We start from the raw sequence: 25,001 nt of genomic DNA, 5'->3' as shown, positions 1-25,001 counted from the left end.
CCGCAGTTTTTGGTTTGCCATAACAGCCGAAGCTGTCAGCAAAATTATTCGATAACGATTAATGGTTCGTCATACTCAACCGGGTGACCATCTTCAACCAGGATGGCTTTAACAATACCGCTACGATCCGCTTCAATCTGATTGAACATTTTCATCGCTTCGATGATGCAAATCACATCACCGGCGGATACCTGCTGACCTACTTCCACGAAAGCCGCCGCATCGGGTGAGGGTGAACCGTAAAAGGTACCAACCATGGGCGAGCGCACAGCATTGGCTTCGTTAGAGGATTTTGTTGCCGCTGCTGCCGTCGCGGTGTTTGCCGCATCACTGGCAAATGACGGTGTGCTCTGTGCAGCAGGTGCGGGTTGTGGTGCAGCAAAATATTGTTGTTGTGGATAAGCGGAACTGGCGCGGCTGATACGAACAGATTCTTCACCTTCAGAAATTTCGATTTCAGCAACATCCGATTCCTGAATCAAATCAATCAATTTTTTTATTTTACGAATATCCATGATTTAGCCTTAAGGGTTGAGTTGTTTAGTGGCAGCTTGTAATGCCAATTCATATCCCTGAGCACCGAGACCGCAAATCACGCCAACAGCCAAATCTGAAAAGTAGGACTGTTGCCGGAATGCTTCACGACGATGCACATTGGAAAGATGTATTTCTATAAAAGGTATTGCGACCGCAGCTAATGCATCACGAATGGCTACGCTGGTGTGAGTAAAAGCTGCGGGATTAATTAAAATAAAATCATATTGCTGACGTGCTGATTGTATAGCCGAGACCAATTCATGTTCGGCATTGCTTTGCAGTGAATCAAGTTGATGGCCATCAGCCTGAGCTAACTCAGCCAGGCGGGTATTGATATCGTCTAACGTGGTGGCACCATAAATTTCAGGCTCGCGCTGACCCAACAAATTCAGATTGGGGCCATGCAATACTAGAAATTTCGCCATAATAACAACACACCAACACTGGAAATATAAGCCGAGATTTTGCACCAGCTAACGCTTTATTGTCCAGCTTTTTAACTAAAAATCCGGCTTTTTGTCGCTAATTTCGTCGAAATAGAGAAGTTCTTGCAGTTTTAATTATCTGGCCTGGAAATCCGCCAGATGAGCGTTCAACTGGGCGGCTGAGACGTGCCCGACCAGACGATGTTCAGCCGATTCTTCTGCATTTTCGTCAAAAAACAACATGCTGGGTGGACCAAATACCCGCAATGATTTTAACAAGGTTTGATGCGCATCAGTATTGTCTGTGAGATCCACTTTCAGCAAAGTAAAATTCTGCAACGTGCTGATGACCTCGGCATCACGGAAAGTCGTTTGTTCCATGTTTTTGCAATCGGTACACCAGTCGGCATAAAAATCGAGCATCACCGGCTTATTACTTTGCTGCAGCTGAGACTGCAGTTCTTCCAGTGAGTTGACATAGGTAAATTGCAGAGCGGGTTGAGGGGCTGTTGTGCCGGGCGAAAGGCTTAATTTATGCAAAGGCTGCAAAATGGATTGTCCGCCGCTGGCACTGCCGATGAGCATTAATGCACCCGTGATAAGTGATAAAAGTCCCAGACCTTTCCAGAATTTTTGCCAGCCAGTTGCTTCAATCGGTAGATTGTTCAGGGCACCCAGATACACTGCGGTCATCACCAGCAGGGCGCCACTCATAAACAGAATGGCCCAACCCGGCAGAATGCGATCCAGCATCCATATCGCCAAAGCGAGCAGCATCACACCGAAAAAAGCCTTGATATTTTCCATCCAGCGTCCGGCTTTGGGCAGCAGGGTTCCGGCTGAGGTGCCAATAATCAGTAACGGAATTCCCATGCCGATACTCATTGCAAATAATGCCGCACCTCCCAGCACCGGATCTGCGTGCTGACTGATAAATAATAAGGCACCTGCTAGTGGTGGAGCCAGGCAGGGCCCGACAATTAATCCTGATAGCAGCCCCATCAATGCCACGCCGGCTAATGTACCGCCCTGCTGACGGTGGCTGAGTTGATGCAATCGTTGTTGCAGAGCATGTGGCAACTGCAATTCATAAAAGCCAAACATCGATAACGCCAGTAACAGCAAAATGCCAACAAAGCCTGATATCACCCACGGATTTTGCAGCATAGCCTGGAGATTGCCGCCGAGTAAGCCGGTTAAAACCCCTGCCACTGTATAGGTAACGGACATGGCCAGTACATAAATCAGTGACAGAATAAACGCCCGGCGGGTCGTAATATGCTCACCCTGGCCGACAATAATGCCGGACAAAATCGGAATCATTGGGAAAACGCAGGGGGTAAAGGCCAGTAATAAGCCGAGCCCCAGAAAACCAAACAGAATTTGCAACAGATTGTCATTTTGCAGACGCTGTGAAATTTCATCCTGCTGACTTAGGGGTGTGGAAGATAGCAGTGAGGTCGGGGCCGAGGTTTGTGTCTCAGTGGTTGCAGTCTTGCTGACTGTGGTTGTTGCCGGTAACTCCAGATCGAAGGTTTTGCGGGTAGGGGGGTAACAGATACCAAACGTTTCAGAGCAGCCCTGATAATGGGCTGTTAATGTGATGCGGGTCGGTTCGGACTGAGTACGTATCAGCGGCAGCTTGATTTGCACATCGCTGGTATACACCTCGGATAAACCAAAATATGCATCATTTTTCATATGCCCGCCGGGCAAAGTAAATTCGCCCAACTGTACAGAGTCATCCCCGATTATTTCGAAGCGGATTTTATTCTGATACAGATAATTTCCTTCCATTATCTGCCAGCCTGCCAATATCGTTTCGGGATCAGTCACTATCGCTTCAAAGTCAAAGGCTTCATCAACTTCAGGAGGAGAGTCTGCACTGTCGAAACCAAATTTCTCCAACAGGCTCGGGCGCGCCTGTGCGGAAAAACTGCTGAGCAGCATGAGCAGGATTAAAAATTGTTTCATTACATTATCGCCACTGATTCATTGCAGTTACAGACCATTCTAACAGTCGAACGTTACACGGGTGAGTGCAACAGGATGTCATGTTGTCTTTAAACTGTAATAATTGCCTTCTTTTTTGGCGAAACACAGGTGTCTTGTGGAAATCAAAACCATTCATAAACTTGAAAAACAGGCCTACAAAAAAAGCCATGCCGAATTAGCCCGAATAGGCTTCGCTCTATTTTTCCTCGCTGGCATTCTTGCATACAGTTTTGCTACCTCGGGTGGTGTTCCCAATAACCTGTTTCTAGCCATTGCCGCCGTGTTCGGTGGTTATATGGCGATGAATATTGGTGCCAACGATGTAGCCAATAATGTTGGCCCGGCGGTCGGCTCCAAGGCGCTGACTATGGGCGGCGCGATTATGATCGCAATGATTTTTGAGGCAGCCGGTGCCTTTATCGCTGGTGGCGAAGTGGTGTCGACTATTAAAGGCGGCATTATTGATATCAAGCAATTTGGTACCGATACCGAAACCTTTGTCTGGGCCATGATGGCTGCATTATTAGCAGCGGCTTTATGGCTTAATCTGGCAACCGTCGCCGGAGCGCCTGTATCAACTACTCACTCAATAGTGGGGGGGGTAATGGGCGGTGGTATGGCTGCCGCTGGCTTTGGTATTGTTGACTGGGGCACTATGGGGGCTATTGTCAGTTCCTGGATTATTTCGCCATTGATGGGAGGCATTATTGCGGCCTCTTTTTTATTGGCTATCAAAAAAACCATCATTTTTCGCGACGACAAAATTCAGGCTTCCTATCGTTGGGTACCGATTTATGTTTCGGTGATGGCCTGGGCTTTTTCCACTTATCTGGTGATCAAAGGGCTTAAGCAGGTATGGGGGCAATTCATAACTACGCTGAATGGACTGCCAATTGTCGATATAGCTCCGCAAGCCAACCCCAGTTTTTTGGCTGCTGCATTGATTGGTTTTCTGATTGGGGTGCTGGTGTTCTGGATCGTTAAAAAGTCTCTGGCCAGTAATCTGCAATACATGAAAAATGATCGTGCCAGTGTCAATGCACAATTCACTATTCCGTTAATCTTTGCTGCGGCCTTATTAAGTTTTGCTCATGGTGCGAATGACGTGGCAAATGCCATCGGTCCTCTGGCCGCAATAAATGACGCCATTATGTCAGGTGGTATCACCGATAAAGCCGGTATTCCGCTTTGGATTATGGCCGTGGGTGCTTTAGGTATTGCCATTGGCTTGGGTCTGTATGGTCCAAGGCTGATTCGTACCGTAGGTGGTGAAATTACCGAGCTGGATCAGATGCGAGCCTATTCAATCGCTATGGCTGCTGCTTTGACCGTCATCATTGCCAGTCAGCTCGGATTGCCGGTCAGTACAACGCATATTGCCATTGGTGGGGTATTTGGGGTTGGGTTCCTGCGTGAATGGCTGGATGAATCAAATAAAATCGAACGCCAGATTGATCGCGAAAAAGCCGAAATCAAAGATGATAAAAAGATGCTTAATGCACTGCGCGGCGAATTGAAAAAACTGGAGAAAAAACCCTCCAAAACCGTGGATGAATATCAACGTATTACCGAGCTTTATCGATTGATTGATGAGGAAGAGTCCGCGCTGAAAAAAGCCAAAAAAGTCCTCAAAAAAGAAAAGAAAAACCTGTTCGTTAAACGCGATATGGTGAAAAAGATCGTCACAGCGTGGGTGGTCACCGTTCCAGCAGCGGCAACTTTATCAGCCTGCATCTTCTTTATGATTAGAGGCATCATGCTGTAATCAAATCTTCATTAAACTGACATATTATTTTCAGCTTATTTGTCAGGACGATTTGAACATGCTGAATAAACTTAAAGCATTGCCCATTGCGATTCAGCAATATCTGGTGGTGACCTTCAGCTACTGGGCGTTTACCGTTTCCGACGGTGCGTTACGCATGCTGGTGGTATTGTTTTTCCATCAACTGGGCTACAGCCCGCTTGAAGTGGCAATGCTGTTTGTTCTGTATGAATTTTTCGGCATAGTGACAAACCTGGTCGGTGGCTGGCTGGCCGCCAGAGTAGGGTTAAACGTCACAATGCATCTGGGCTTGTTATTACAGGTTATTGCATTGGCAATGCTGCTGGTGGATCCGCAGTGGCTCACTGTGGCGTATGTCATGGTCGCGCAGGCACTCTCCGGTATTGCCAAAGATTTGAATAAAATGAGTGCCAAATCCAGCATCAAAATGCTGGTGGCTGATAACGCCCAATCAACCTTATTTAAATGGATATCCATCCTTACCGGCTCCAAAAATGCCCTGAAAGGTGTTGGTTTCTTTGTCGGTGCGGCCCTGCTTTCCTGGATCGGTTTTCGTGGCGCGATACTGGCCATGGCGATTGTGCTTCTGGTAGTGTTGATTTTCAGCATCGTCATGTTGCAACGCGATCTGGGTAAAGCCAAAAATAAACCAAAATTCAGTGATATCTGGTCAAAAAGTGCACCGGTGAATCATTTGTCGTTGGCAAGGTTCTTTTTGTTTGGTTCTCGAGATATCTGGTTTGTGGTGGCCTTACCAGTGTTTTTGCATGCCCAATTACAGTGGTCACCTATTTATGTCGGTGGTCTGCTGGCGGCTTGGGTAATTGCTTACGGTATTGTGCAGGCACTTGCCCCTAAGCTGACTGGCTTTTCCAGACAAAATGCTCCTGATGGCTATCATGTCTGGCTATGGTCCTTACCCCTCTTTGTGTTGCCGTTATTGATTGCCGCCTCGGTATATTTTGAATGGGCTGTCATACCTGCTTTAACTGTCGGCTTATTAATTTATGGCGCTATCTTTGCGATCAATTCTGCAATCCATTCCTATCTTATCGTGTCATATGCTGATGCGGCTGGGGTTTCCCTGGATGTCGGTTTTTATTACATGGCTAATGCGGCTGGAAGATTGTTTGGTACATTATTATCTGGCTGGGTCTATCAGGTTTCCGGGTTAGCAGCCTGTCTGGTCATTTCTGCCTTAATGATTCTGTCCGCCAGTTTTATTTCAAAAATGTTACCGCGCAAAGACCAGACTGTATAAAGCTTTCAGCGTTGTTATCAAATTGTCATATTTAGCCGTTAAGCTTTATTCTTAGAAAAATAGTTCAGGAAAAAATCGGATATGAGCATATCAGTATTACTGGTTGAAGATGACGCCGCCATTCGTGACATGATTAATTTCAGTCTGCGTCAAACGGGATTTACCTGCGAAGCAGTCAAGGATGGCGAAACGGGGCTGGATTGGTTGAAAAATCAACAACCAGACATGATTTTGCTGGACTGGATGTTACCTGGAATTGATGGCATCGAGTTTATCCGCCGTCTGCGTGCCAATGAGTTTTTAGCATCCATTCCCGTGATTATGCTCACCGCCAAAGGCGAAAGTGAAGATATGGTGAAAGGTCTGAGCGTCGGTGCTGATGACTATATTAATAAACCATTTTCCCCACCTGAATTAATTGCACGAATTAAAGCGGTTTTACGTCGTTGTCGTCCGATGGAAGATGATGATGCCCAGAAATTGCAGATGGGTGAACTGGTTATGGATACCAAAAGCCACCGGGTCTCGGTGAATGGTGAACGCATTGAATTGGGACCGACCGAATTCCGTTTACTACACTTTTTTATGAAAAACCCAGAGCGAGCCTATAACCGCTCCCAGCTGCTGGATTTTGTCTGGGGCGATACCGTATATATAGAGGAGCGCACAGTGGATGTGCACATTCGTCGTCTGCGTAAGGCGCTGGAACCCAGCGGTCATGACAACCTGGTACAAACCGTTCGCGGTGTCGGTTACCGTTTTTCTGCTGAATAGCAGGATCGTCTGATGCAATGGGATTATTGGCGTTTACTGACCGTGCTCAGTCTGGCCGGTTTTGTGGGACTGGTCGTTGGTCATATGATGGCTTTTCTGTTTGTCGCTGCACTTATTTACATTTTCTGGATGCAGAGTAAATGGAACCAGTTGCAGGCATGGCTGGATAAACCTAAGAAAAACAGTTCTCCGCAAGCCGAAGGGGTTATTAATGACGTGTGTCGGCAGATCGAACAGATGCGCGCACAAAACAGCAGTCGTAAAAAAAAGCTCACCGGTTATTTAAAACGTTTCCAATCGGCCACTGCGGCTTTACCTGATGCGGTGGTGGTAATGGGCGAGTTTGGTCAAGTCAGTTGGGCCAATACCTCAGCCATGACGTTATTGGGAATCAACTGGCCGCATGACAATGGCGTCAGAGTCAATAATCTGGTTCGCGACCCGGCATTCCAAAAATTACTGGAACTTGATGGTGACGCCGAGGAATCGGTTATAGCCGTTTCACCGATGAATGATCGCATTCAGCTTGAATTCAAAGTCGTTCGGTATGCAAGCAAGGACAGGTTGCTGATCGCCAGAGATATCACCCAGACACAGAAACTGCAGCGTATGCGGCGTGATTTTGTGGCCAATGTATCGCATGAATTGCGTACACCATTGACGGTTTTACGGGGGTATCTGGAAACCTTGACCACGGAAAGTGATCAGGAGCTCTGGCAACAGGCTTTACCGGTAATGCAGCAACAAAGCCAACGAATGCATCTTATGATCAAGGATCTGCTGGCATTATCTCAACTGGAAACCGGTGAAAAGCCGTTGCAACACCGACCTACGGATATCTGCAAGTTATTGCATAGCGTGGTGGAGGATGCCAAACGACTGGAACATTTTCATCAACATCAGATCAACCTGCATTGTTTGAGTGAAAAATGGCTAATGGCAGATGCTGATGAACTACGCAGCGCAATCTCCAATCTGGTCTTTAATGCAGTCAAATATACCCCAGCAGAAACCCAGATCGATGTCAGATGGGATATCGAGGGTGAGTTTGCTGTTATTGAGGTAAAAGATACCGGTGAAGGTATTGCCCAGCATCATCTCGACCGCTTAACAGAACGCTTTTACCGTGTTGATAGTGGTCGTGCCAGGGAAACCGGTGGTACAGGACTTGGGCTGGCCATCGTCAAGCATGTGTTGCAACGACACAAAGCTGAACTGTTGATTCAGAGTGCTATTGGTGAAGGTTCAAGTTTTAAATGCTGTTTTCCCGCCAAAAATGTGATGGATAAAATAGACATTTAGCCTTACTGACTACTGTTTTCGGTCATGTCACAGTATTGTCATATTTCTTTCATATCCTTGTCACAGTTAATCGCGATACTGCTCGGGTGCTCAACGCGGTAAGCGTTGGAACTTATTTTTAACCCAAGGAGTTAATGACTCATGTTCAAGAAAAAATTTGCTTTATACGGCGCCGCTTTGGCAATGACGTTTTCCGCTGCCAGCTTTGCAGACGTCGATCCAAACCTGCCAGAATATGAAAAAACAAGCGGTGTTTCAGGTAGCTTATCAAGCGTCGGTTCTGACACATTAGCTAACTTGATGACCTTGTGGGCAGAAGAGTTCAAACGTGAATATCCTAATGTCAGCATCCAGATTCAAGCGGCTGGTTCTTCAACTGCGCCTCCTGCGTTAACTGAAGGTACATCAAACGTTGGGCCGATGAGCCGTGAGATGAAAGACAGCGAAATCAAAGAATTTGAAAACAAATACGGTTACAAACCAACAGCTATCCCTGTTGCTATCGATGCTCTGGCTGTTTATGTGCACAAAGACAACCCAATTGAAGGCATGACTATCCCTCAAGTTGATGCTGCTTTCTCAGCAACACGTAAGTGTGGTTATCCAGAAGATATCACTGACTGGTCACAATTAGGTGTTGAAGGTCTGGGTTCAATCCAGTTATATGGTCGTAACTCAGTATCAGGTACTTACGGTTACTTTAAAGATAACGCTTTGTGCAAAGGTGACTACAAAAACACTGTAAATGAGCAACCAGGTTCAGCTTCAGTTGTTCAAGGTGTGACTAAATCAACCAATGGTCTGGGCTATTCCGGTATTGGTTACAAAACATCAGGCGTAAAACTGGTTCCGTTGGCGAAAGAAGCGGGTCAACCTTTCATTGAAGCAAGTGGTGAAAATGCTGCTGATGGTTCTTATCCAATGTCACGTTTCCTGTGGGTTTATGTGAACAAAGCACCTAACAAACCAATGTCACCACTTGACCGTGAATTCATGAAAATGATTCTTTCTAAAGTGGGTCAGGAAGTTGTTGTTAAAGATGGTTATGTTCCATTGCCAGCTAAAACTGCAGCAAAATATATGGAAATGCTGAAGTAATATTGCAAATTAAAATTACCCCGCACATTGCAAGATGTGCGGGGTTTTTTTATCTAATAGCGTTAATCAATTTGCCTGCAGATTGATTAGCAGTATTAAAATTAAGCAATCACCATGTTGCGTGCGTATTTCTTAAACGGAAACCAAATCAGATTATGGCTGAGCAAACTATTGAAAACAGCGTTATAGCTGCTGCAAATTCAAAAACGGCCCGTCGTCGGCGAAATTGGCGCGAGTTTAAAGATAAATTAGCCCGGGTCGTTGTAACAGGTGGTGGCATTATGGTGATTGTCGCCATCGTGCTGATCTTCTTTTATCTGCTATATGTGGTCATACCACTCTTCAATAGCGCAGATCTGCGAACCGAACAACAATTTGAACAAGAGCCAATCAATAATGTTCATCTGACCCTGGATGAATATAATGAAGTGGCGTTATCGCTGGATGAAAAAGCTAATTTACGTTTTTTTAATGCGCATAATGGCAATGAAATAGCCACTTTTGATTTACCCATTCCAGCTGAAAGTTCCATCAGCAGTTTCTCAGCAGGTAGTGCCTCAACCGGTGTGTTTGCTTATGGGCTGGATAATGGTCAGGCGATAGTCTTTCAGGAAGCCTACAAAATCAGTTATCCGCAGGGAACACAGCGACTGATTACACCAGAGATCCGGTATCCCATTGGTGAAGAACTGGTCGAAGTCGATCCACAGGGACAGCCGCTGCAGATGCTGACGGTTCAAAGTTATGATGATCTCACCACCTTGGTGGCACTCACTGCTGATAATCGACTGGTTATGTCGCGGATTACCAAGGATGTGAACTTTCTTGATGAAACCGACTTTACATTGGACAGCGAAAACCGCGAAATCCCTTTGGATAGTAATGCTCCGGTGTCGATGATTCGGCTAGATATCGATCAGCGTGAGTTATATGTCATTCACAATGATGGTGATATTGCCTATTACGATGTACAGAATATAGACGATGTCAGAATGCTGCAGCGGGTCAGCGCAGTACCTGAGGATGTTGAAATTACGGCAGCAGAATTTCTGACGGGCGGTATTTCAATATTAATAGGACGCAGTGACGGCCAGATTGACCAGTGGTTTCCTGTGCGTGATGCTGACAATAATTACACCATTGAGCGGGTCAGAAGCTTCTCTGAACAGACAGCACCCATCCGTAGCATCCTGGCTGAACAAGCTCGTAAAGGCTTTGTTGCGTTGGATGATACCGGTGATATCGGTATTTATCACACCACAGCAGAGAGAAATCTGTTGGTGGAGAACATTCTGGCCGACGCCAATGCCAAAATGGCCCTGTCACCCCGGGCAAATGGTCTGATAACGGTTGCAAGGGATGGTGAAACGCAGTTTCATGAAATTGAAAATGAACACCCTGAAGTTTCCTGGCATTCTTTATGGGAAAAAGTCTGGTATGAAAGTCGTAGCGAACCTGAGTATCTTTGGCAGTCTTCGTCTTCCAGCAGTGACTTTGAACCGAAACTCAGTCTTACCCCATTAACCTTCGGCACCATTAAAGCGGCATTTTACGCCATGATGGTCGCAGTACCGCTGGCCATTATGGGAGCGATTTTTACCGCCTACTTCATGTCACCGCGAATGCGTAATCTGGTGAAACCGACCATTGAAATCATGGAAGCTTTACCAACCGTTATTCTAGGGTTTCTGGCAGGTTTATGGTTGGCCCCGCTGGTGGAAAACAACCTGCCTGGTGTTTTTAGTATTCTGATCCTCACTCCCATTATGGTGTTGCTCACAGCCTGGCTATGGACCAAATTACCTAAATCATTGCGCCAGCGAATTCCAGATGGTTGGGAGGCGGCGATTTTAATTCCAGTCGTTATTTTGGTCGGTATTGTTTCGATGAAATTAAGTCTGCCATTGGAAAAACTGTTATTTGATGGTGATATGCCAGGTTGGCTGGAATCAACCGGTATCGGGTATGACCAGCGTAACTCGTTAGTCGTTGGTATGGTAATGGGCTTTGCTGTTATCCCGACCATTTTTTCGATTACCGAAGATGCCATTTTCAGTGTGCCCAAACAATTGACCATCGGATCACTAGCTTTGGGTGCAACACCTTGGCAAACCTTAACAAAAGTGGTGTTACTTACCGCCAGTCCGGCGATTTTCTCGGCCGTTATGATCGGTCTTGGGCGTGCGGTAGGTGAAACGATGATTGTATTGATGGCGACCGGTAATACGCCAATTATGGACTTCAATATTTTTGAGGGATTCAGAGCCTTATCAGCCAATATCGCGGTAGAAATGCCTGAAGCAGCAGTCAACAGTACCCATTATCGTGTGCTGTTCCTTGCAGCGCTGGTACTGTTCTCAGCGACCTTTGTGTTTAACACCCTTGCAGAGTTGGTTCGCCAGCGTCTGCGTAAGAAATATAGCAGCCTTTAAACAGAGATCAGCATGTCTAATTCAACATTTAAATCCTGGTATCAAAGTGGTAGTCCGTGGGTCTGGCTGAATGCCGGTGCGGTTTCCATCAGTCTGATCGCGGTTATTGGTCTGGTCTTATTGATAGCGGTTCGTGGCCTGAGTCATTTCTGGCCAGCAGATATTATGTCAGTGGAATATAACGAGCCTGGTTTGGAGCCGACGGTTTTAATCGGTGAAAGAGTTGATCATGAAGTGGTCCCTGCCGAAAGAGTGCCTTCTGATTACCAGCTAAAAGAAGGTCAGATTAGTGTTGAGCGTTACCTGCTGAAAATCGGTAATCGCGACCAGTTCGGCCTGGATTTTCGCTGGATCAACAAAGACTGGATGGGGGAGGTCAGCTACCCGGAAGATATCCTGTCTATTGAACGTCGTGAATGGGGGCATTTCTATGGTTATCTGCTGTCCGTGCAGCAACAGGGCGAAACGGTAGCCGATGGTGAACAGGCCTGGCCAGAATTTCAGCAAAGGCTGGACCGAAGCAATAACCTGGTTGCTGAAATCAAATATATTGAAAAGATCGAAATCGGCAAAATAAATCAGGCACTTGAATCTTTGCGTCTGGATGAGCGGCGTCTGGAGCTGGATAACGTACCTGAAGATAATGCTGCCTATGCTGAGATTGAAGCTGCAAGAGCGGTACAAAATGAAAAATACGCAAAATTACAAATCCGTCTCAGCGAGTTAAGCCAGGCTTTGATACGTGATCAGGTGGTCATGCAAATGTCCAATGGCGATGAAGTGGTCATTCCGATGGCGAAAATCGTCGATGTTGTGAAGCCGAACGACATGAATCGTTTCGAAAAACTGCAGCACTATTTTCATGAAGTGTGGAAGTTTATTTCCGGCGAGCCACGCGAAGCCAATACTGAAGGCGGGATTTTCCCGGCCATTTTTGGCACCGTGATGATGGTATTGATTATGTCTGTGATCGTCACGCCCTTTGGTGTCATTGCCGCAATTTATCTGAAAGAGTATGCAAAACAGGGGGTTATAACCAGAACGATTCGTATCGCGGTCAATAACCTGGCCGGTGTTCCGTCAATCGTATACGGTGTATTTGGTCTGGGGTTCTTTGTCTATTTCCTTGGTGGCAATATTGATGAGATATTCTTCCAGGCAAAATTACCTTCCCCAACCTTTGGTCAACCCGGTTTGATGTGGGCGTCGTTAACCCTGGCTATTCTCACCGTGCCGGTGGTTATCGTGGCAACCGAAGAAGGTCTGTCACGTATTCCACGAGCGATGCGTGAAGGCAGTCTTGCTTTGGGCGCCACTAAAGCAGAAACCTTATGGCGTACAGTTATTCCAATGGCGGCTCCGGCTATGATGACGGGGTTAATCCTGGCGGTCGCCCGAGCAGCGGGTGAGGTTGCTCCGTTGATGATGGTGGGTGTGGTGAAACTGGCGCCAGCGTTAGCGGTAGATTCTGTTGCGCCTTATCTGCATTTGGATCGTCAGTTTATGCATCTGGGCTTCCATATTTACGACGTGGGTTTTCAGAGCCCGAATGTTGAAGCAGCGCGTCCACTGGTATATGCCACAGCATTTCTGTTGTTGCTGATAATTGTAGTGTTGAATTTAACGGCGATTAGTATCCGTAATCGTCTGCGTGAAAACTTTAAAGCGAGTGATAACTAATGGAAGCAGTCAATCAACAAAAAAACGCGGCGCGTGGTATTGATATCGAATCAATGAATCGTGGCCCGAAACTGAATATGGCTGATGAAACTGCCTGTATTGAAATTAAAAATTTCAATCTGTTTTATGGCGACGCTCAGGCATTAAAAGATATCAACCTGACCATTCCGCGTCATAGAGTAACGGCTTTTATTGGTCCAAGTGGGTGCGGTAAATCAACTTTCCTTAGATGTTTCAATCGAATGAATGATTTGATTGATAACGTCAATATTCAGGGACAATTACTGCTGGATGGCGAAGAACTGAACTCGCCGGCAGTCAATGTATCTGATTTGCGTCGTAAAGTTGGCATGGTATTCCAGAAGCCGAATCCATTTCCAAAAACAATTTATGAAAATGTTGCCTATGGCCTGCGTTTACAAGGTGTGAACGATCGCCAGACGCTGGATAAGGTCGTGGAAAAATCGCTGAAAGGCGCTGCATTGTGGGATGAAGTAAAGGATCGATTGCAATCCTCAGCAATGGGGCTGTCCGGCGGTCAACAGCAAAGACTGGTGATTGCCCGTGCCATTGCTATTGAACCGGAAGTATTATTGCTGGATGAACCGGCCTCAGCTCTGGATCCTTTATCTACGCTTAAAATCGAAGAACTGATTTACGAGCTGAAAGAAAAATACACCATCGTCATCGTCACACATAACATGCAACAGGCGGCGAGAGTCTCGGATTACACAGCGTTTATGTATATGGGTGAATTAATCGAATTTGGTGCCACGGATGAGTTATTTACCAATCCTGGCAAAAAACAAACGGAAGACTATATTACTGGCCGTTACGGCTAGGCTGCAGGTTCAGGAGATCCTTTATGGCTACAAATCAATCACAACATATTTCGCAACAGTTCGAAAAAGAGCTTCAAGATATCCGCAGCCGCGTTTTAGCCATGGGTGGTATGGTCGAAAAACAGGTTTCGGAGGCAATGGAAGCTTTGATTACGGGGGATGCCGATCTGGCTCGTCAGGTAATCAGTGGCGATGAAGACGTTAATAAACTGGATGTCAGCATTGATGAAGAATGTATTCAGATTATTGCACTGCGCCAGCCCACCGCCAGTGACTTACGTCTGGTGACCGGTATTCTGAAAACCATTACCGATCTGGAACGCATTGGCGATGAAGCAGCACGCATTGCCAGAATGGCACTAAATCTGGCTGAAAAAGATCGGCCGAAAAAGAATTACCGTGAACTGCACGCCTTGGGTCAGCATGTGTCAGGTATGTTGCATAACACTCTGGATGCCTTTGCGCGATTTGATGTGGATGCTGCCTTGCAGGTAGCACATGAAGATCGTCAGGTTGATGCTGAATACGAAAGCATTATGCGTCAGTTGATGACATATATGATGGAAGATCCCCGTACTATCAGCAGAGTGATCGACATGATGTGGTCAGCGCGTTCGCTGGAACGGATTGGCGATCATTCACGTAATGTTTCTGAACATATTATCTATCTGGTCGAAGGCAAGGATGTCAGACATTTATCCGTCGAAAAAATGGAAAAAGTAATTAAAGGCGGCGAATAATTTCTCTCGGTGCGACTTAGGCCCGTTTCCATTATGGAAGCGGGCTTTTTTTTGAGTATAAAACGCAAAGTTCATAGCATCGATGGTCTTAGTCAGGCAAAATGCCATCACCTTCGTATAAGCAAGCTGAGTTTATGGAAACACCCGAAGATTATGATGTACTTGCCGCTGTAGATCTTGGTTCTAACAGCTTTCATATGATTATTGCCCGCCTGAGGGATGGACATTTCCAGATCATGGATCGACTGCGTGAAATGGTGCAGTTGCGTGCCGGGTTGAATAAGCAGAATGTCCTCTCTGAGGAGGCCCAGACACGTGCCATTGCCTGTTTGGAGCGATTTGGTGAGCGTATTCGCCATTTACCGGCAGGCAAGGTGAGGGTCGTCGGAACCAATACCTTACGCATCGCTGAAAACAGTCGTGAATTTCTTCGCAAAGCCCGTCAGGCCTTGGGGCATCCTATTGAGATCGTCACTGGTGAAGAAGAAGCCCGACTGATTTACATGGGCGTTTCCCGCTCACTGGCGTTTGATAACACCCGTCGCCTGGTCATGGATATTGGTGGGGGCAGTACCGAATTTATCATTGGCGAGGGCCTGGAAGGGCTACGCCGCGAAAGTCTGGAAATGGGCTGTGTCAGTTTCAGTCAACGGTTTTTCAATGATGGCAACGTCAGTCAATTACGTATGCAGGCGGCGTTACTCACTGCAGCAATCAAATTACGTTCTATTCAACGGCCTTATCAAAACCTTGGCTGGGTCGAGGCGGTAGGTGCTTCTGGAACCATTCGCACTGTGGCCAGTATTGTCACGGCGCAGAATTGGAGTGAAAACGGCGTTATCACGAATGAAGCGCTGGATAAAATCATTGCTCACATGGTGGAAGCAGGTCATCAGGATAAGTTTCAACTGGAAGGTTTGAGTCCTGAAAGGGCCAATGTGCTGGCCGGTGGTGTCGCGGTTTTGAAAGCCTCATTTGATCGGTTAAAAATTGATCGCATGATCGTCTCGGATGGAGCATTACGTGAAGGTTTGCTTTACGATCTGCAAGGTCGTATTCAACATGACGATGAACGTGATCGCACCGTAAACTCCCTGGCACGACGTTACCATGTAGATGAAGCCCATGCCGAGCGCGTCAGTAAAATGGCCACCGAATTATATGAGCAAGTGGCTGCTGAGTGGCAAATTAATACCGAAGAACAGTTACACCGTTTGCAATGGGCGGCCAAACTCCATGAAGTTGGACTGGAAATTTCGCATTATCAATATCATAAACATTCGTCTTATTTAGTAGCGCACTCAGATTTACCGGGTTTTTCCAGAGAAGAACAGCAGGCACTCGCAGCGATGGTACGAGGCCAGCGACGGAGTTTTCCACGTAAACATATCAAGCAGTTATCGGATGATATGCAGCAGGCTACGTTGCGATTAACGATTCTGTTACGTTTATCACTAGTATTCAATCGTGGGCGTAGTGAAAAAACCGATACCCATGTTGGCCTTAGTCTGCATCGTAATACGTTAATATTGACCCTGCCTTCTGGCTGGTTGGAAGAACATCCATTGACCGAAGCCGATCTATTGCAGGAAAGGCAGGAACTCAAGGAAATTGATATCCGTCTGAAAATTCGGGATTAAAATGGAATTTCGCCTCACAGCAACAGTCAATTATTTACAAGTGAGGGCAGGGTTATGTGGAAATCTCTATCGATAATGGTGTCAGCTGTGATGTTGGTGTCACCGCTTTATGCTGAAGAAATGCGTTATCAGAGCGAGACAGGAGATCACTTTACCATCAGTCAAACTCCGGATGGCAAGCACTGGGGCACGTTAATCATCAGCGACAGACACACGGCCAGTTTTGCCCATAATGAACTGATTCTGCTGCAAATTGATGATCAAACGCCCATCTCACTTGAACATGGAAACCTCAGCTGTGGGTCACCAGCTAAAGCAGAGCAAACCGTGTTTTATGATTTTTCAGGATCCGCCAGTGATTTACTGACAAAGGTTGACCCTCAGCCTTTGCCGAAGGGTTTTCAACAGGTCAGACAACGTGATGTGTTTACTTCGATCATGGCAGACCGCCGGGCTGAAACCGTTGATTTTCTGTTAAGCGATGTCGCGCTTAATGCTCAGCAATTGCGCTCTGCAGCGACACTGAAATTCCGGTTTGTTACCGATGATGGCCAGCGTCGCCAGGCTACTTTCCAACTGCACTAATCCTTGTGACTGGCTCTAGGTCTAGGGTCTGAAAGTTCAACAGACCCTAGCCTTAGCAAGAGCCGATGGAGTGAGCCTATTTGGCTTTTTTGGGCTTGACTTCGCCGATGGCACCATCAGCACGGGCTTTAAGGTAGGCATAAATTTGATCCATGCCTTCCATCACTTTTGGGTTACTTTCCCAAGCTGGCATCATGCCGATCTGTCCCATCTTGCCATGGGTTACCGTGGCAATGAATTCCTCCTTGGTGATGACGTTTAAACTATCCGCCAGATTTGGCCCTACCATTCCTTGTCCAACTGTGCCGTGACAGCGGGCGCACCAGTTGCGGTAGAGCTTATAACCATTATAGGTTTCACTATCCAAGAACTGTCCATCCGTGACGGTATACGGTTTATCTTCGGCAAAGCTAAGCGAGCTGAAAGCTAACACACCTGCCATCAGAATAAAAAAGCTGTGTTTTTTAACGTTTTGCATCGTGATTCTCCTTAGAAACAACCGATTACCAGGACATCGACAGTGTGACGTAAGCATTTCGGCCTACTCCCGGTATGCGATCACCAATGGCAATATCCGGATTGACTACCCGGTTATAGCCCCCCAAATGATCGTCATATCGACGATCAAAAACATTATTCACCCCAGCATAAACAGTAAGTTGCTGGGTAAACCGGTATTCGCCGGTGAGATTAATTAAACTGTAACCACTGGTTTTAGCTTCCTCATTTTCTGCTGACACTTTTGATTGGGCGGCGACATTGACCAGTTCCACCCCAAGCTGCCAATCAAGTTCAACGTAGCTGAGCTGTGTGCGGGCCGTTAATGGTGCAATACGATAGAGGTTATCGCTGGTATCACGGCGTTCACCACGAACATAGCTTATTGTTCCATCCAGCTGCAAGTGATCATTCAAGGCGGCAAACCAACTGGTATCCACACCATAAAGCTGAGCATCCACGTTGCTGAACTGCAATGGTGTGCTATCACCCATCATGGTGCTGGCGGCAATCGCCAGCGGATCGGTGGCAGCGACACCTTGAATATAATCATTGATATGGTGGTAAAAAATTCGTGGTGACAACGCAAAATCGGGCTGATGCCAGTCCAGCCCCAGTTCAAATTGATAAGCTGTTTCTGGATCCAGATTAATATCACCCAGATAATTGTTGCCATCTGCCAGACCCGATGTGGATTGAAACGGTCCCCACAAATAACGTTCTTGATAACTAGGCGCACGCTGTTTGCGGGCCACACCCATTTGTAAATCCAGATCACTGGATAATTTACGGGTCAGGTTAAATGCCAGATCCACAAGATGTTCAGTCTGGTCACGATCCGCATCATTAAAGCGTTGCTGTAAGGCCAGCATGGCGCCCATTGGGCCATTCGCTGTCACAGCATCAGCATCCATATCGACCAGGCTGTAACGCACACCGGTCTGCATAAGCCAGGCATCATTCAACTGACCATCCCACTCGGCAAAAAGGCTATAGCGATCGCGCTCTATATTATTGAAATTCTCGACCAGAAAAGCCGGGTTATTGGGGTTAAAGATAGTGGCATTATGCGTAGCATTATCGGCATCAAAACCAAACATCCAGTCATCTTGCTGATAATGCAATTGATAGCCGTGGGAGATTACATCGGCATAGGTTTGCCTGTATTGCATCGGACTGACCGGCGCCTGTCGCAGACTGAAGTTATTCATCAGATGATCGGCATCCTGATAATTCAACCGGGCGGAGACGAGACCACCATTGGTTAATTGCTGACTGATTTCGGCTTTATAACGCTCACCGCGGGCAAACAGAATGTCCATTGGCAATGCAGGCGTCCCGGTGTTGCCAGTATCATGGTGTTCTGCATCCAATGACATTTCCAATTCATCCGTTTGATAGCCATAGCCCAGAGCAAAACTGTCACGTTCATGTTGACTGGGTAGAATCTTACCGCCATCAAAGCGTTGATCATCGCCTTTGTCGCGGGTTAAGCCTAATTGAAGACGATGATTCTGGTTTACCAATCCACCCAGAAAACCTAATTGGTAACTATCATTATTGTGCGCATAGCCCGAAGTCGCCTGACCATGAAATTCAACTTCATCACTGTTGGTAAAACTAATCTGTTTTTTACTGGCCTGAATGGTGCTGCCAATGGTTTCAATACCGGAGCTTACCGGCGCAATCCCACGGTACAAAGTGAGATTGTCGAGTTGTGATGCAGCAATATAGCTGAGTGGCGAATCCATACTGTTTGGCCCCGCCTGACTAATGCGTACGCCATCAACCAGCGTATTTACCCGGTCACCAAATAAACCACGATATTGTGCGATACTGGTCAGCGGTCCATTGCGATTTACGTTGGCCCCCGGCAGTTTCTTCAGCCATTCAGCACTGTCACTACTGGCCTCAGCATGAGCAGGTAATTCCAAAGGAGTGCCTTCTCCGGCAGTACCTTGAACCGACATTTCCGGTAAGCTGAAATGCTCTGCCATCGCTGGCTGATTTAACGCCAGCAATAACGATGAGACTAAAATTGTTTTTTTGAACATAATCCTCTCCAAGCTGTTTAAAACTATTTTAGAAAAGGCTAATGGATGGGAAATGGGTTATTTGCAGAATCACTATGGCAAATCACACAATTATTACAGGGTTAAAATGTTAATCTGTCCGCAAGATGATTTTCAGGCCATATAAATGGATGCGCTCACAACTTCTTTAGTTACTGCTTTTCTGCTGGGCTTGTTCAGTTCGGCGCATTGCATTGCCATGTGTGGTTCGGTGATTGGCGCATTAACATTGACCTTGCCCGCCCATATTCGCGAGCAGCCACGCAAAATGCTGCCATTTGTTTTGAACTATAATATCGGTCGTATCCTGAGTTATTCCATTGCGGGTGGACTGGTCGGTCTACTTGCCTCTCCTCTGGCGCAAATCAATGGTTTGCCCTTTTTACGTTATCTGTCGGTTTTGGTGATGATTGGCATGGGCCTGTATCTGGCTGGCTGGTTTCCCAAATTTGCCCATGCGGAGAAAATCGGCGCGCCCATCTGGCGCAAGCTGCAACCCATTGGTCAGAAACTGTTACCTGTTCGCAGTCTGAAACAAGCCTTTTTATTAGGTGCGGTTTGGGGCTGGTTGCCGTGTGGTCTGGTTTACGCCGGGCTTGCCGTTGCTGCCACTACGGGTGATGTTGTGTATGCCGCATCAGTGATGCTGGCGTTTGGATTAGGTACTTTACCGGCGGTGATGGGGGCAGGTATGTTTGCTGGCATGCTGGCGTCATTGGCGCGTAATCAACTGTTTCGCAAACTGGCCGGTGCCATGATTATTCTGATGGCGCTATTGGTTTTACTCTGGCCACAGGGCGAACATCATCATGGGACGATGGAGTTGAATCCGGTCACTGATTCAGTAACAGATGATTCGTCTGACGGACATCAGCATTAAGGTGAGCATGCCCACATGACGACAGAAATGATCGGCCACTCTCCGCAAATCACGCATATTCAGCGTGTATTGCCAATGATTGCATTAAGTGATGCCAGCGTATTGATATGTGGTGCGACCGGAACCGGTAAAGAGCTGGTCGCACAACGATTGCACCAGTTAAGTCGCCGTGCTGATAAACCGATGGTTACTATTAATTGTGCCGCATTACCGGTGCACGATGCCGAAGTGGATTTATTTGGCCGGGCCAATGCGGATGGTGAGGTGATAGAACCGGGGCGCTTATTGGCGGCGCAGGGCAGTTCAGTGTTTCTCGATGAAGTTGATGCTTTGCCATTAACGGTGCAGGCAAAAGTACTGCGATTTCTCGAAGCTGGTGAATGCCAGCTGGCCGGCAGTCATAAGCTGCATCTTATTGATGCACGTATTCTGGCCGCAACCAGTGTGGATTTACCTGCCGAAGTCAAAGCCGGGCGGTTCCGCGCAGATCTCTATTATCGTCTGCAGGTTGTGCCGCTGGAATTACCACCGTTGAATCATCGCAGTGAAGATATTCCATTGTTATTAACCCATTTCGCCAAACAATTTGCGGGCAACAATGCACCGTTGCGGTTTTCCAAAGAAGTGATTCAACAATTGCAGCGATATAATTGGCCCGGTAATGTGCGTGAATTATCGAACTTCTGCCAGCGCCTCAGTTTGTTACAACCGGGAAGCATGCTGCAACTCACCGATTTGCCCCCGGAAATGCTGCAAAATTCCGCCGTCACGCCTCAGCAGTTCTCTATTCCACCAACCGGAATTGATTTGGCACAAATTGAACTTGATTTGATTGAACAGGCATTGGAAATGGCCGCTGGTAACCGCTCCAAAGCCGCAAGACTATTAGGCATTACACGCGATACCTTGCTATATCGCATGCAAAAATATGGCCTCTCAGACGACGCAAAATAAACTTTAGAGGTTGAATGTTTTTAAAAAGGGTTTTGATCCGACAAACTAACCCGCAGTCAGTGCGAAAAAAGCGCTTATGGTTTACAGTAGCGGCACGGCAATAAACGAGTAATCAAGCATGAAACAATATCTCGATTTACTTCGCGATGTGATGGAAAACGGAACTGACAAAGGTGACCGAACCGGTACCGGAACCCGCTCAGTATTTGGTCGGCAGGTGCGTTATGATTTGGCGGAAGGTTTTCCGTTACTGACCACAAAAAAACTGCATATTCGCAGCATTCTGCACGAACTTCTGTGGTTTCTCAGTGGCGAAACCAATATTCGTTATCTCAAAGAGAACGGCGTCTCGATTTGGGATGAATGGGCCACTCCAGAGGGTGAACTTGGGCCAGTATATGGCGCACAATGGCGTAACTGGCAAGGTGCTGATGGTAAAACCTATGATCAGATTCTGGCATTAGTCGAGGGGCTGAAAAGTAACCCCGATAGCCGTCGGCATATTATCAACGGCTGGAATGTCGCCCTGTTACCGGACGAAAAACAAAAGCCCTGGGAAAATGCCGCAGCAGGCCGAATGGCGTTGCCACCATGCCATGTTCTTTACCAGTTTTATGTCGCCAACGGCAAACTCAGCGCGTCGCTGTATATCCGCTCCAACGATTTGTTTCTTGGCAATCCCTATAACACGGCTTCATTAGCCTTTCTAACGCATATGCTGGCTCAGCAATGCGATCTGGATGTCGGCGAAATTGTGCTGAGTATTGGCGATGCACATATCTACAGCAATCACTTCGATCAGGTTGAAACGCAGTTACAAAGGACTCCCGGCCCATTGCCAAAGCTGAAAATTCATCGAAAACCTGCCTCTATTCTGGATTACCGTTTTGAGGATTTTGAAATAGTTGATTATGTGGCTCAGCCCCATATTAAAGCGCCCATAGCGGTCTGAGATGGAAAAACTGACAAAACCACTCTATATCGTCTGGCAGGATGCGTTTCAGCAAGGCGAGCCGATCATTGATGAACAGCATCGTGGAGCGGTGGCGATAATCAATTCACTGCATTATTTTATTCAGCAGGGCTATGGGTTGCGAGATCTGATGCCTACCGTCAATGTATTGAAAAGCTATCTGAATTTTCATTTCAAAACTGAAGAAGGTATTTTGCACGCCTTGGAAAGCCCTCTGCTGAAGCAATATCGGCTGGATGAAGCAAAAATAATGGATGAGTTTGATATTCAATGCCGTCTGGGCTTGAGAGATAACGAACCGCAGATATTGCTGCTATTTCTCAAAGACTGGTGGCAGAACCATCTGAAGCTTCATAAAAAAATCACGCCATTTTTACAGAAATGGGAAGGTGATTACTGTCGTACAAGCTGATTTAGTACACTTTAACGTAGTTAATATTAATTTAAGTAAACAAGCTTAAGCTACGGGTAAATTGATAAATGTAAGGAACATAATAATGGCACAATCAACCTTAAAAGCTTATCCGGTATGGGATGGAGGCGTTCGTTTATTTCACTGGATAAATGTGCTGGCGATTCTGGGATTACTGGCAATTGGTTTAGTGTTGATGTTCAGTAAGGATTTGGGCGTTACTGATGATGGCAAAATCCTACTTAAAGCCACTCATATCTGGGTGGGTTATGTGTTTGTGATCAACTTACTGGCCCGATTTGTCTGGGCTTTTTTGGGTAACCGTTTCGCCCGTTGGAAAGCCTTTTTACCGTTTGGCAAAGTGTATAAAGCGCAATTCCAGGCTTATATGAAAGGTCGTAAAATTGGACAAAATGTGCATTTTCTCGGGCACAATCCATTAGGTCGCTGGAGCATTTTAGTGATGTTTCTGTTGATGATAGGCCAAGGCATCACCGGCCTGATGTTAGCAAGTACTGACTTATACATGGCCCCATTTGGTTCTCAAATGAAAGCCTGGGTCGCGGAGGATGAAGCGGCTATCGCGATTGTTCAGCCCTATGAAAAACAGGGTGTCGACCCCATCGCCTACCAGGAAATGCGCGATTTTCGGAAACCTTTTCGCACGCTGCATACCTATCTGTTTTATCTATTGATGTTGTCGATCGTGATTCATATCGCCGCGGTTATCGTGGAAGAAAAACGCAGACGTAATGGCCTGACCTCAGCGATGATTACCGGTGAGAAAGTCTTTAAAGAAAAACCCTTTGATGCGGATTAACTAAATCGTTAAGCCTTATGGCGACTGTTCACCAGTCGCCGGGCCCGGCGCTTTTGTGACCAACGGATCAAACCGGTCACAAATAATATCAGCGGTAAAAGGCCAGCAATAAACACCAGAATCCGGCCGGTCATGCCAAACACTTCACCGTTATGCAATGGATGTAACCAGTGCATTAATACATCGCCACCAGTGTCTTTTTTAGTATCACGAAGCCCTAAAATCTCTCCACTAATTGGATCAATCCACACCTGAGTTCGTGGAAAACGTCGACTGGGTTCTCCTTCTTGGTAAAACGCAATGCGCCAGGCTTTTTGGTTATTCAAACCCGGTGTTTCAACCCAACGTAATTCCGCGTCAGGAAACCGGTTTTTGGCAATCTCAACAGCCTGATCCGCCGTAATTAGATCTGCACTTTCGCCATGGTCTAAGGCAATCTTCGGTGCACTGGTTAACTGTGAAAAAGGCTTCACCAATATGGCCGTCTCATCAGGTAAGGCGAGTGCTGCACCGGTCAGACTTAAAATCAGCAAAAATACTAACCCATAACTACCCGACAACACATGCAGATCGTAATTGAGTCGAGCTTTGCCAGAGCGAAGCTGCGGTTTTAATGCGTGTTTCAAGCCAACCCAACCCGGCCACCAAAGCCAAATCCCCGAAATAAACGAGATCAAAGAAATCAGCCCGATAATGCCGATAATGATTTTGCCGGGTTTTTCCAGCAGCAGACTGTAATGCAAATCGTAAATCCAGGTCATTGCATAATCCCCCCACAAACGGGAGCTGGTGACTTCCAATGTGACGGGATCCACGGTCAGCATTAACGGCGCAAAGTTTTTTCCATTGGACTCAACTGGTGTGTAATAACGCGCCATAATTGGCCAGTCTGTATGCATTGGCTGTTCAATACGCCACGGATCGGTTCGAGTGGGATGTGCCTGTTGCAGAGCATCCAAAATTTCCTGTTGGGCCGGCATTTCGTAAGGAACGCTGGTGGGTTCCATTTGCGAATTGAAGATTTGATCGATGTCCAGATAAAACACCAGAATACTGCCAGTCAACCCCAGTAATACCAGCACAGCACCGATACTTAAACCGAGATATAAATGAATGCTCAGCCAGAGTCGGCGGGCGTTTTTCATGGTGGGCTTTTATCCGAATGACGTAGCTGATTCGCTGCCGAATATCGACAGCGAATCAACGAAAAAAGTTATGGGCTAGGGCTTGTTGATCTTTCATCTCCGCCTCTGTTGTGAGCTGAAAAAGTGTCAATCAAGGCACGAGGAGCGCCT

Annotated in this window: 22 protein-coding genes; 16 read left to right on the top strand and 6 right to left on the bottom strand. The window is 46.7% G+C overall.

All coding sequences use genetic code 11. The features are described from left to right. Window positions 1–44 precede the first annotated feature (44 nt). The 3 genes from accB to dsbD all read right to left on the bottom strand — a co-directional run bounded on the left by accB (window position 45) and on the right by dsbD (window position 2,936). Window positions 45–515 carry an acetyl-CoA carboxylase biotin carboxyl carrier protein gene (gene accB, locus B3S93_RS08765; protein WP_292402784.1) on the bottom strand — a complete coding sequence of 157 codons (471 nt, stop codon included), beginning with the start codon at window positions 513–515 and terminating at the stop codon, window positions 45–47. Window positions 516–524: 9 nt separating this feature from the next. Further along, window positions 525–962, bottom strand: coding sequence for a type II 3-dehydroquinate dehydratase (aroQ, locus tag B3S93_RS08760; RefSeq protein ID WP_292358353.1), 438 nt, complete (start codon window positions 960–962; stop codon window positions 525–527). Between the two features lie 135 nt (window positions 963–1,097). Further along, window positions 1,098–2,936, bottom strand: coding sequence for a protein-disulfide reductase DsbD (dsbD, locus tag B3S93_RS08755; RefSeq protein WP_292402787.1), 1,839 nt, complete (start codon window positions 2,934–2,936; stop codon window positions 1,098–1,100). Between the two features lie 136 nt (window positions 2,937–3,072). On the opposite strand from dsbD, the gene B3S93_RS08750 reads away from it, so the two are divergent. From B3S93_RS08750 to B3S93_RS08700, 11 genes are all read left to right on the top strand, one after another. Beyond that, on the top strand, window positions 3,073–4,722 hold the full coding sequence (locus tag B3S93_RS08750) for an inorganic phosphate transporter (protein WP_292358351.1): 1,650 nt from the start codon (window positions 3,073–3,075) through the stop codon (window positions 4,720–4,722). A gap of 58 nt (window positions 4,723–4,780) precedes the next feature. Continuing rightward, the gene (arsJ, locus tag B3S93_RS08745; RefSeq protein ID WP_292358349.1) at window positions 4,781–6,004 is read left to right on the top strand and encodes an organoarsenical effux MFS transporter ArsJ; all 1,224 of its coding nucleotides are present in this window, start codon (window positions 4,781–4,783) and stop codon (window positions 6,002–6,004) included. A gap of 81 nt (window positions 6,005–6,085) precedes the next feature. Beyond that, window positions 6,086–6,778 (top strand): phosphate regulon transcriptional regulator PhoB, encoded by a 693-nt coding sequence (gene phoB / locus B3S93_RS08740; RefSeq protein WP_292358348.1) that lies wholly within the window; start codon window positions 6,086–6,088, stop codon window positions 6,776–6,778. A 12-nt stretch (window positions 6,779–6,790) separates the two neighbouring features. Continuing rightward, window positions 6,791–8,080, top strand: a complete 1,290-nt coding sequence (gene phoR / locus B3S93_RS08735) for a phosphate regulon sensor histidine kinase PhoR (protein ID WP_292358346.1) — start codon at window positions 6,791–6,793, stop codon at window positions 8,078–8,080. A gap of 141 nt (window positions 8,081–8,221) precedes the next feature. Continuing rightward, on the top strand, window positions 8,222–9,178 hold the full coding sequence (locus B3S93_RS08730; RefSeq protein WP_292358344.1) for a PstS family phosphate ABC transporter substrate-binding protein: 957 nt from the start codon (window positions 8,222–8,224) through the stop codon (window positions 9,176–9,178). Window positions 9,179–9,333: 155 nt separating this feature from the next. After that, entirely contained in the window at window positions 9,334–11,610 is a 2,277-nt protein-coding gene (locus B3S93_RS08725) for an ABC transporter permease subunit (RefSeq protein WP_292402790.1), read from the top strand. 12 nt (window positions 11,611–11,622) lie between these two features. After that, window positions 11,623–13,290, top strand: a complete 1,668-nt coding sequence (gene pstA / locus B3S93_RS08720) for a phosphate ABC transporter permease PstA (RefSeq protein ID WP_292402793.1) — start codon at window positions 11,623–11,625, stop codon at window positions 13,288–13,290. Further along, window positions 13,290–14,132, top strand: a complete 843-nt coding sequence (pstB, locus tag B3S93_RS08715; protein ID WP_292358339.1) for a phosphate ABC transporter ATP-binding protein PstB — start codon at window positions 13,290–13,292, stop codon at window positions 14,130–14,132. Before pstA ends, pstB begins: the two co-directional genes overlap by 1 nt. Window positions 14,133–14,155: 23 nt before the next feature. Continuing rightward, window positions 14,156–14,872 (top strand): phosphate signaling complex protein PhoU, encoded by a 717-nt coding sequence (phoU, locus tag B3S93_RS08710; RefSeq protein ID WP_292358337.1) that lies wholly within the window; start codon window positions 14,156–14,158, stop codon window positions 14,870–14,872. 134 nt (window positions 14,873–15,006) lie between these two features. Continuing rightward, complete coding sequence (ppx, locus tag B3S93_RS08705) at window positions 15,007–16,512, top strand: exopolyphosphatase (RefSeq protein ID WP_292358336.1); 1,506 nt, start codon at window positions 15,007–15,009, stop codon at window positions 16,510–16,512. Between the two features lie 54 nt (window positions 16,513–16,566). After that, window positions 16,567–17,097, top strand: a complete 531-nt coding sequence (locus B3S93_RS08700) for a hypothetical protein (protein WP_292402796.1) — start codon at window positions 16,567–16,569, stop codon at window positions 17,095–17,097. A gap of 76 nt (window positions 17,098–17,173) precedes the next feature. On the opposite strand, the gene B3S93_RS08695 is transcribed toward B3S93_RS08700, so the two are convergent. Together B3S93_RS08695 and B3S93_RS08690 are read right to left on the bottom strand one after the other, a co-directional pair. Then, window positions 17,174–17,575 carry a c-type cytochrome gene (locus B3S93_RS08695; RefSeq protein ID WP_292402799.1) on the bottom strand — a complete coding sequence of 134 codons (402 nt, stop codon included), beginning with the start codon at window positions 17,573–17,575 and terminating at the stop codon, window positions 17,174–17,176. 25 nt (window positions 17,576–17,600) lie between these two features. Further along, complete coding sequence (locus B3S93_RS08690) at window positions 17,601–19,649, bottom strand: TonB-dependent receptor (RefSeq protein ID WP_292402802.1); 2,049 nt, start codon at window positions 19,647–19,649, stop codon at window positions 17,601–17,603. A gap of 145 nt (window positions 19,650–19,794) precedes the next feature. Between B3S93_RS08690 and B3S93_RS08685 the strand changes: the two genes are divergently transcribed. The 5 genes from B3S93_RS08685 to B3S93_RS08665 all read left to right on the top strand — a co-directional run bounded on the left by B3S93_RS08685 (window position 19,795) and on the right by B3S93_RS08665 (window position 23,706). Further along, window positions 19,795–20,547, top strand: a complete 753-nt coding sequence (locus B3S93_RS08685) for a sulfite exporter TauE/SafE family protein (RefSeq protein WP_292402805.1) — start codon at window positions 19,795–19,797, stop codon at window positions 20,545–20,547. A 15-nt stretch (window positions 20,548–20,562) separates the two neighbouring features. Beyond that, on the top strand, window positions 20,563–21,501 hold the full coding sequence (locus B3S93_RS08680; RefSeq protein WP_292402807.1) for a sigma 54-interacting transcriptional regulator: 939 nt from the start codon (window positions 20,563–20,565) through the stop codon (window positions 21,499–21,501). Window positions 21,502–21,619: 118 nt separating this feature from the next. Next, complete coding sequence (locus B3S93_RS08675) at window positions 21,620–22,453, top strand: thymidylate synthase (RefSeq protein WP_292358325.1); 834 nt, start codon at window positions 21,620–21,622, stop codon at window positions 22,451–22,453. Between the two features lies 1 nt (window position 22,454). Next, window positions 22,455–22,886 carry a bacteriohemerythrin gene (locus B3S93_RS08670; RefSeq protein ID WP_292358323.1) on the top strand — a complete coding sequence of 144 codons (432 nt, stop codon included), beginning with the start codon at window positions 22,455–22,457 and terminating at the stop codon, window positions 22,884–22,886. 85 nt (window positions 22,887–22,971) lie between these two features. Further along, on the top strand, window positions 22,972–23,706 hold the full coding sequence (locus B3S93_RS08665; protein WP_292402810.1) for a cytochrome b/b6 domain-containing protein: 735 nt from the start codon (window positions 22,972–22,974) through the stop codon (window positions 23,704–23,706). Window positions 23,707–23,714: 8 nt separating this feature from the next. Here B3S93_RS08665 and B3S93_RS08660 read toward each other — a convergent pair whose 3' ends face one another. Then, window positions 23,715–24,851, bottom strand: a complete 1,137-nt coding sequence (locus B3S93_RS08660; RefSeq protein WP_292402812.1) for a PepSY-associated TM helix domain-containing protein — start codon at window positions 24,849–24,851, stop codon at window positions 23,715–23,717. Window positions 24,852–25,001 lie beyond the last annotated feature (150 nt).

The sequence above is a fragment of the Methylophaga sp. UBA3613 genome (genome assembly GCF_002375415.1).
In the GTDB taxonomy this organism is placed as follows: Bacteria; Pseudomonadota; Gammaproteobacteria; order Nitrosococcales; family Methylophagaceae; genus Methylophaga.
Note: the sequence above shows the minus strand (reverse complement) of the source record. Positions and strands in the feature narration are given on the sequence as shown.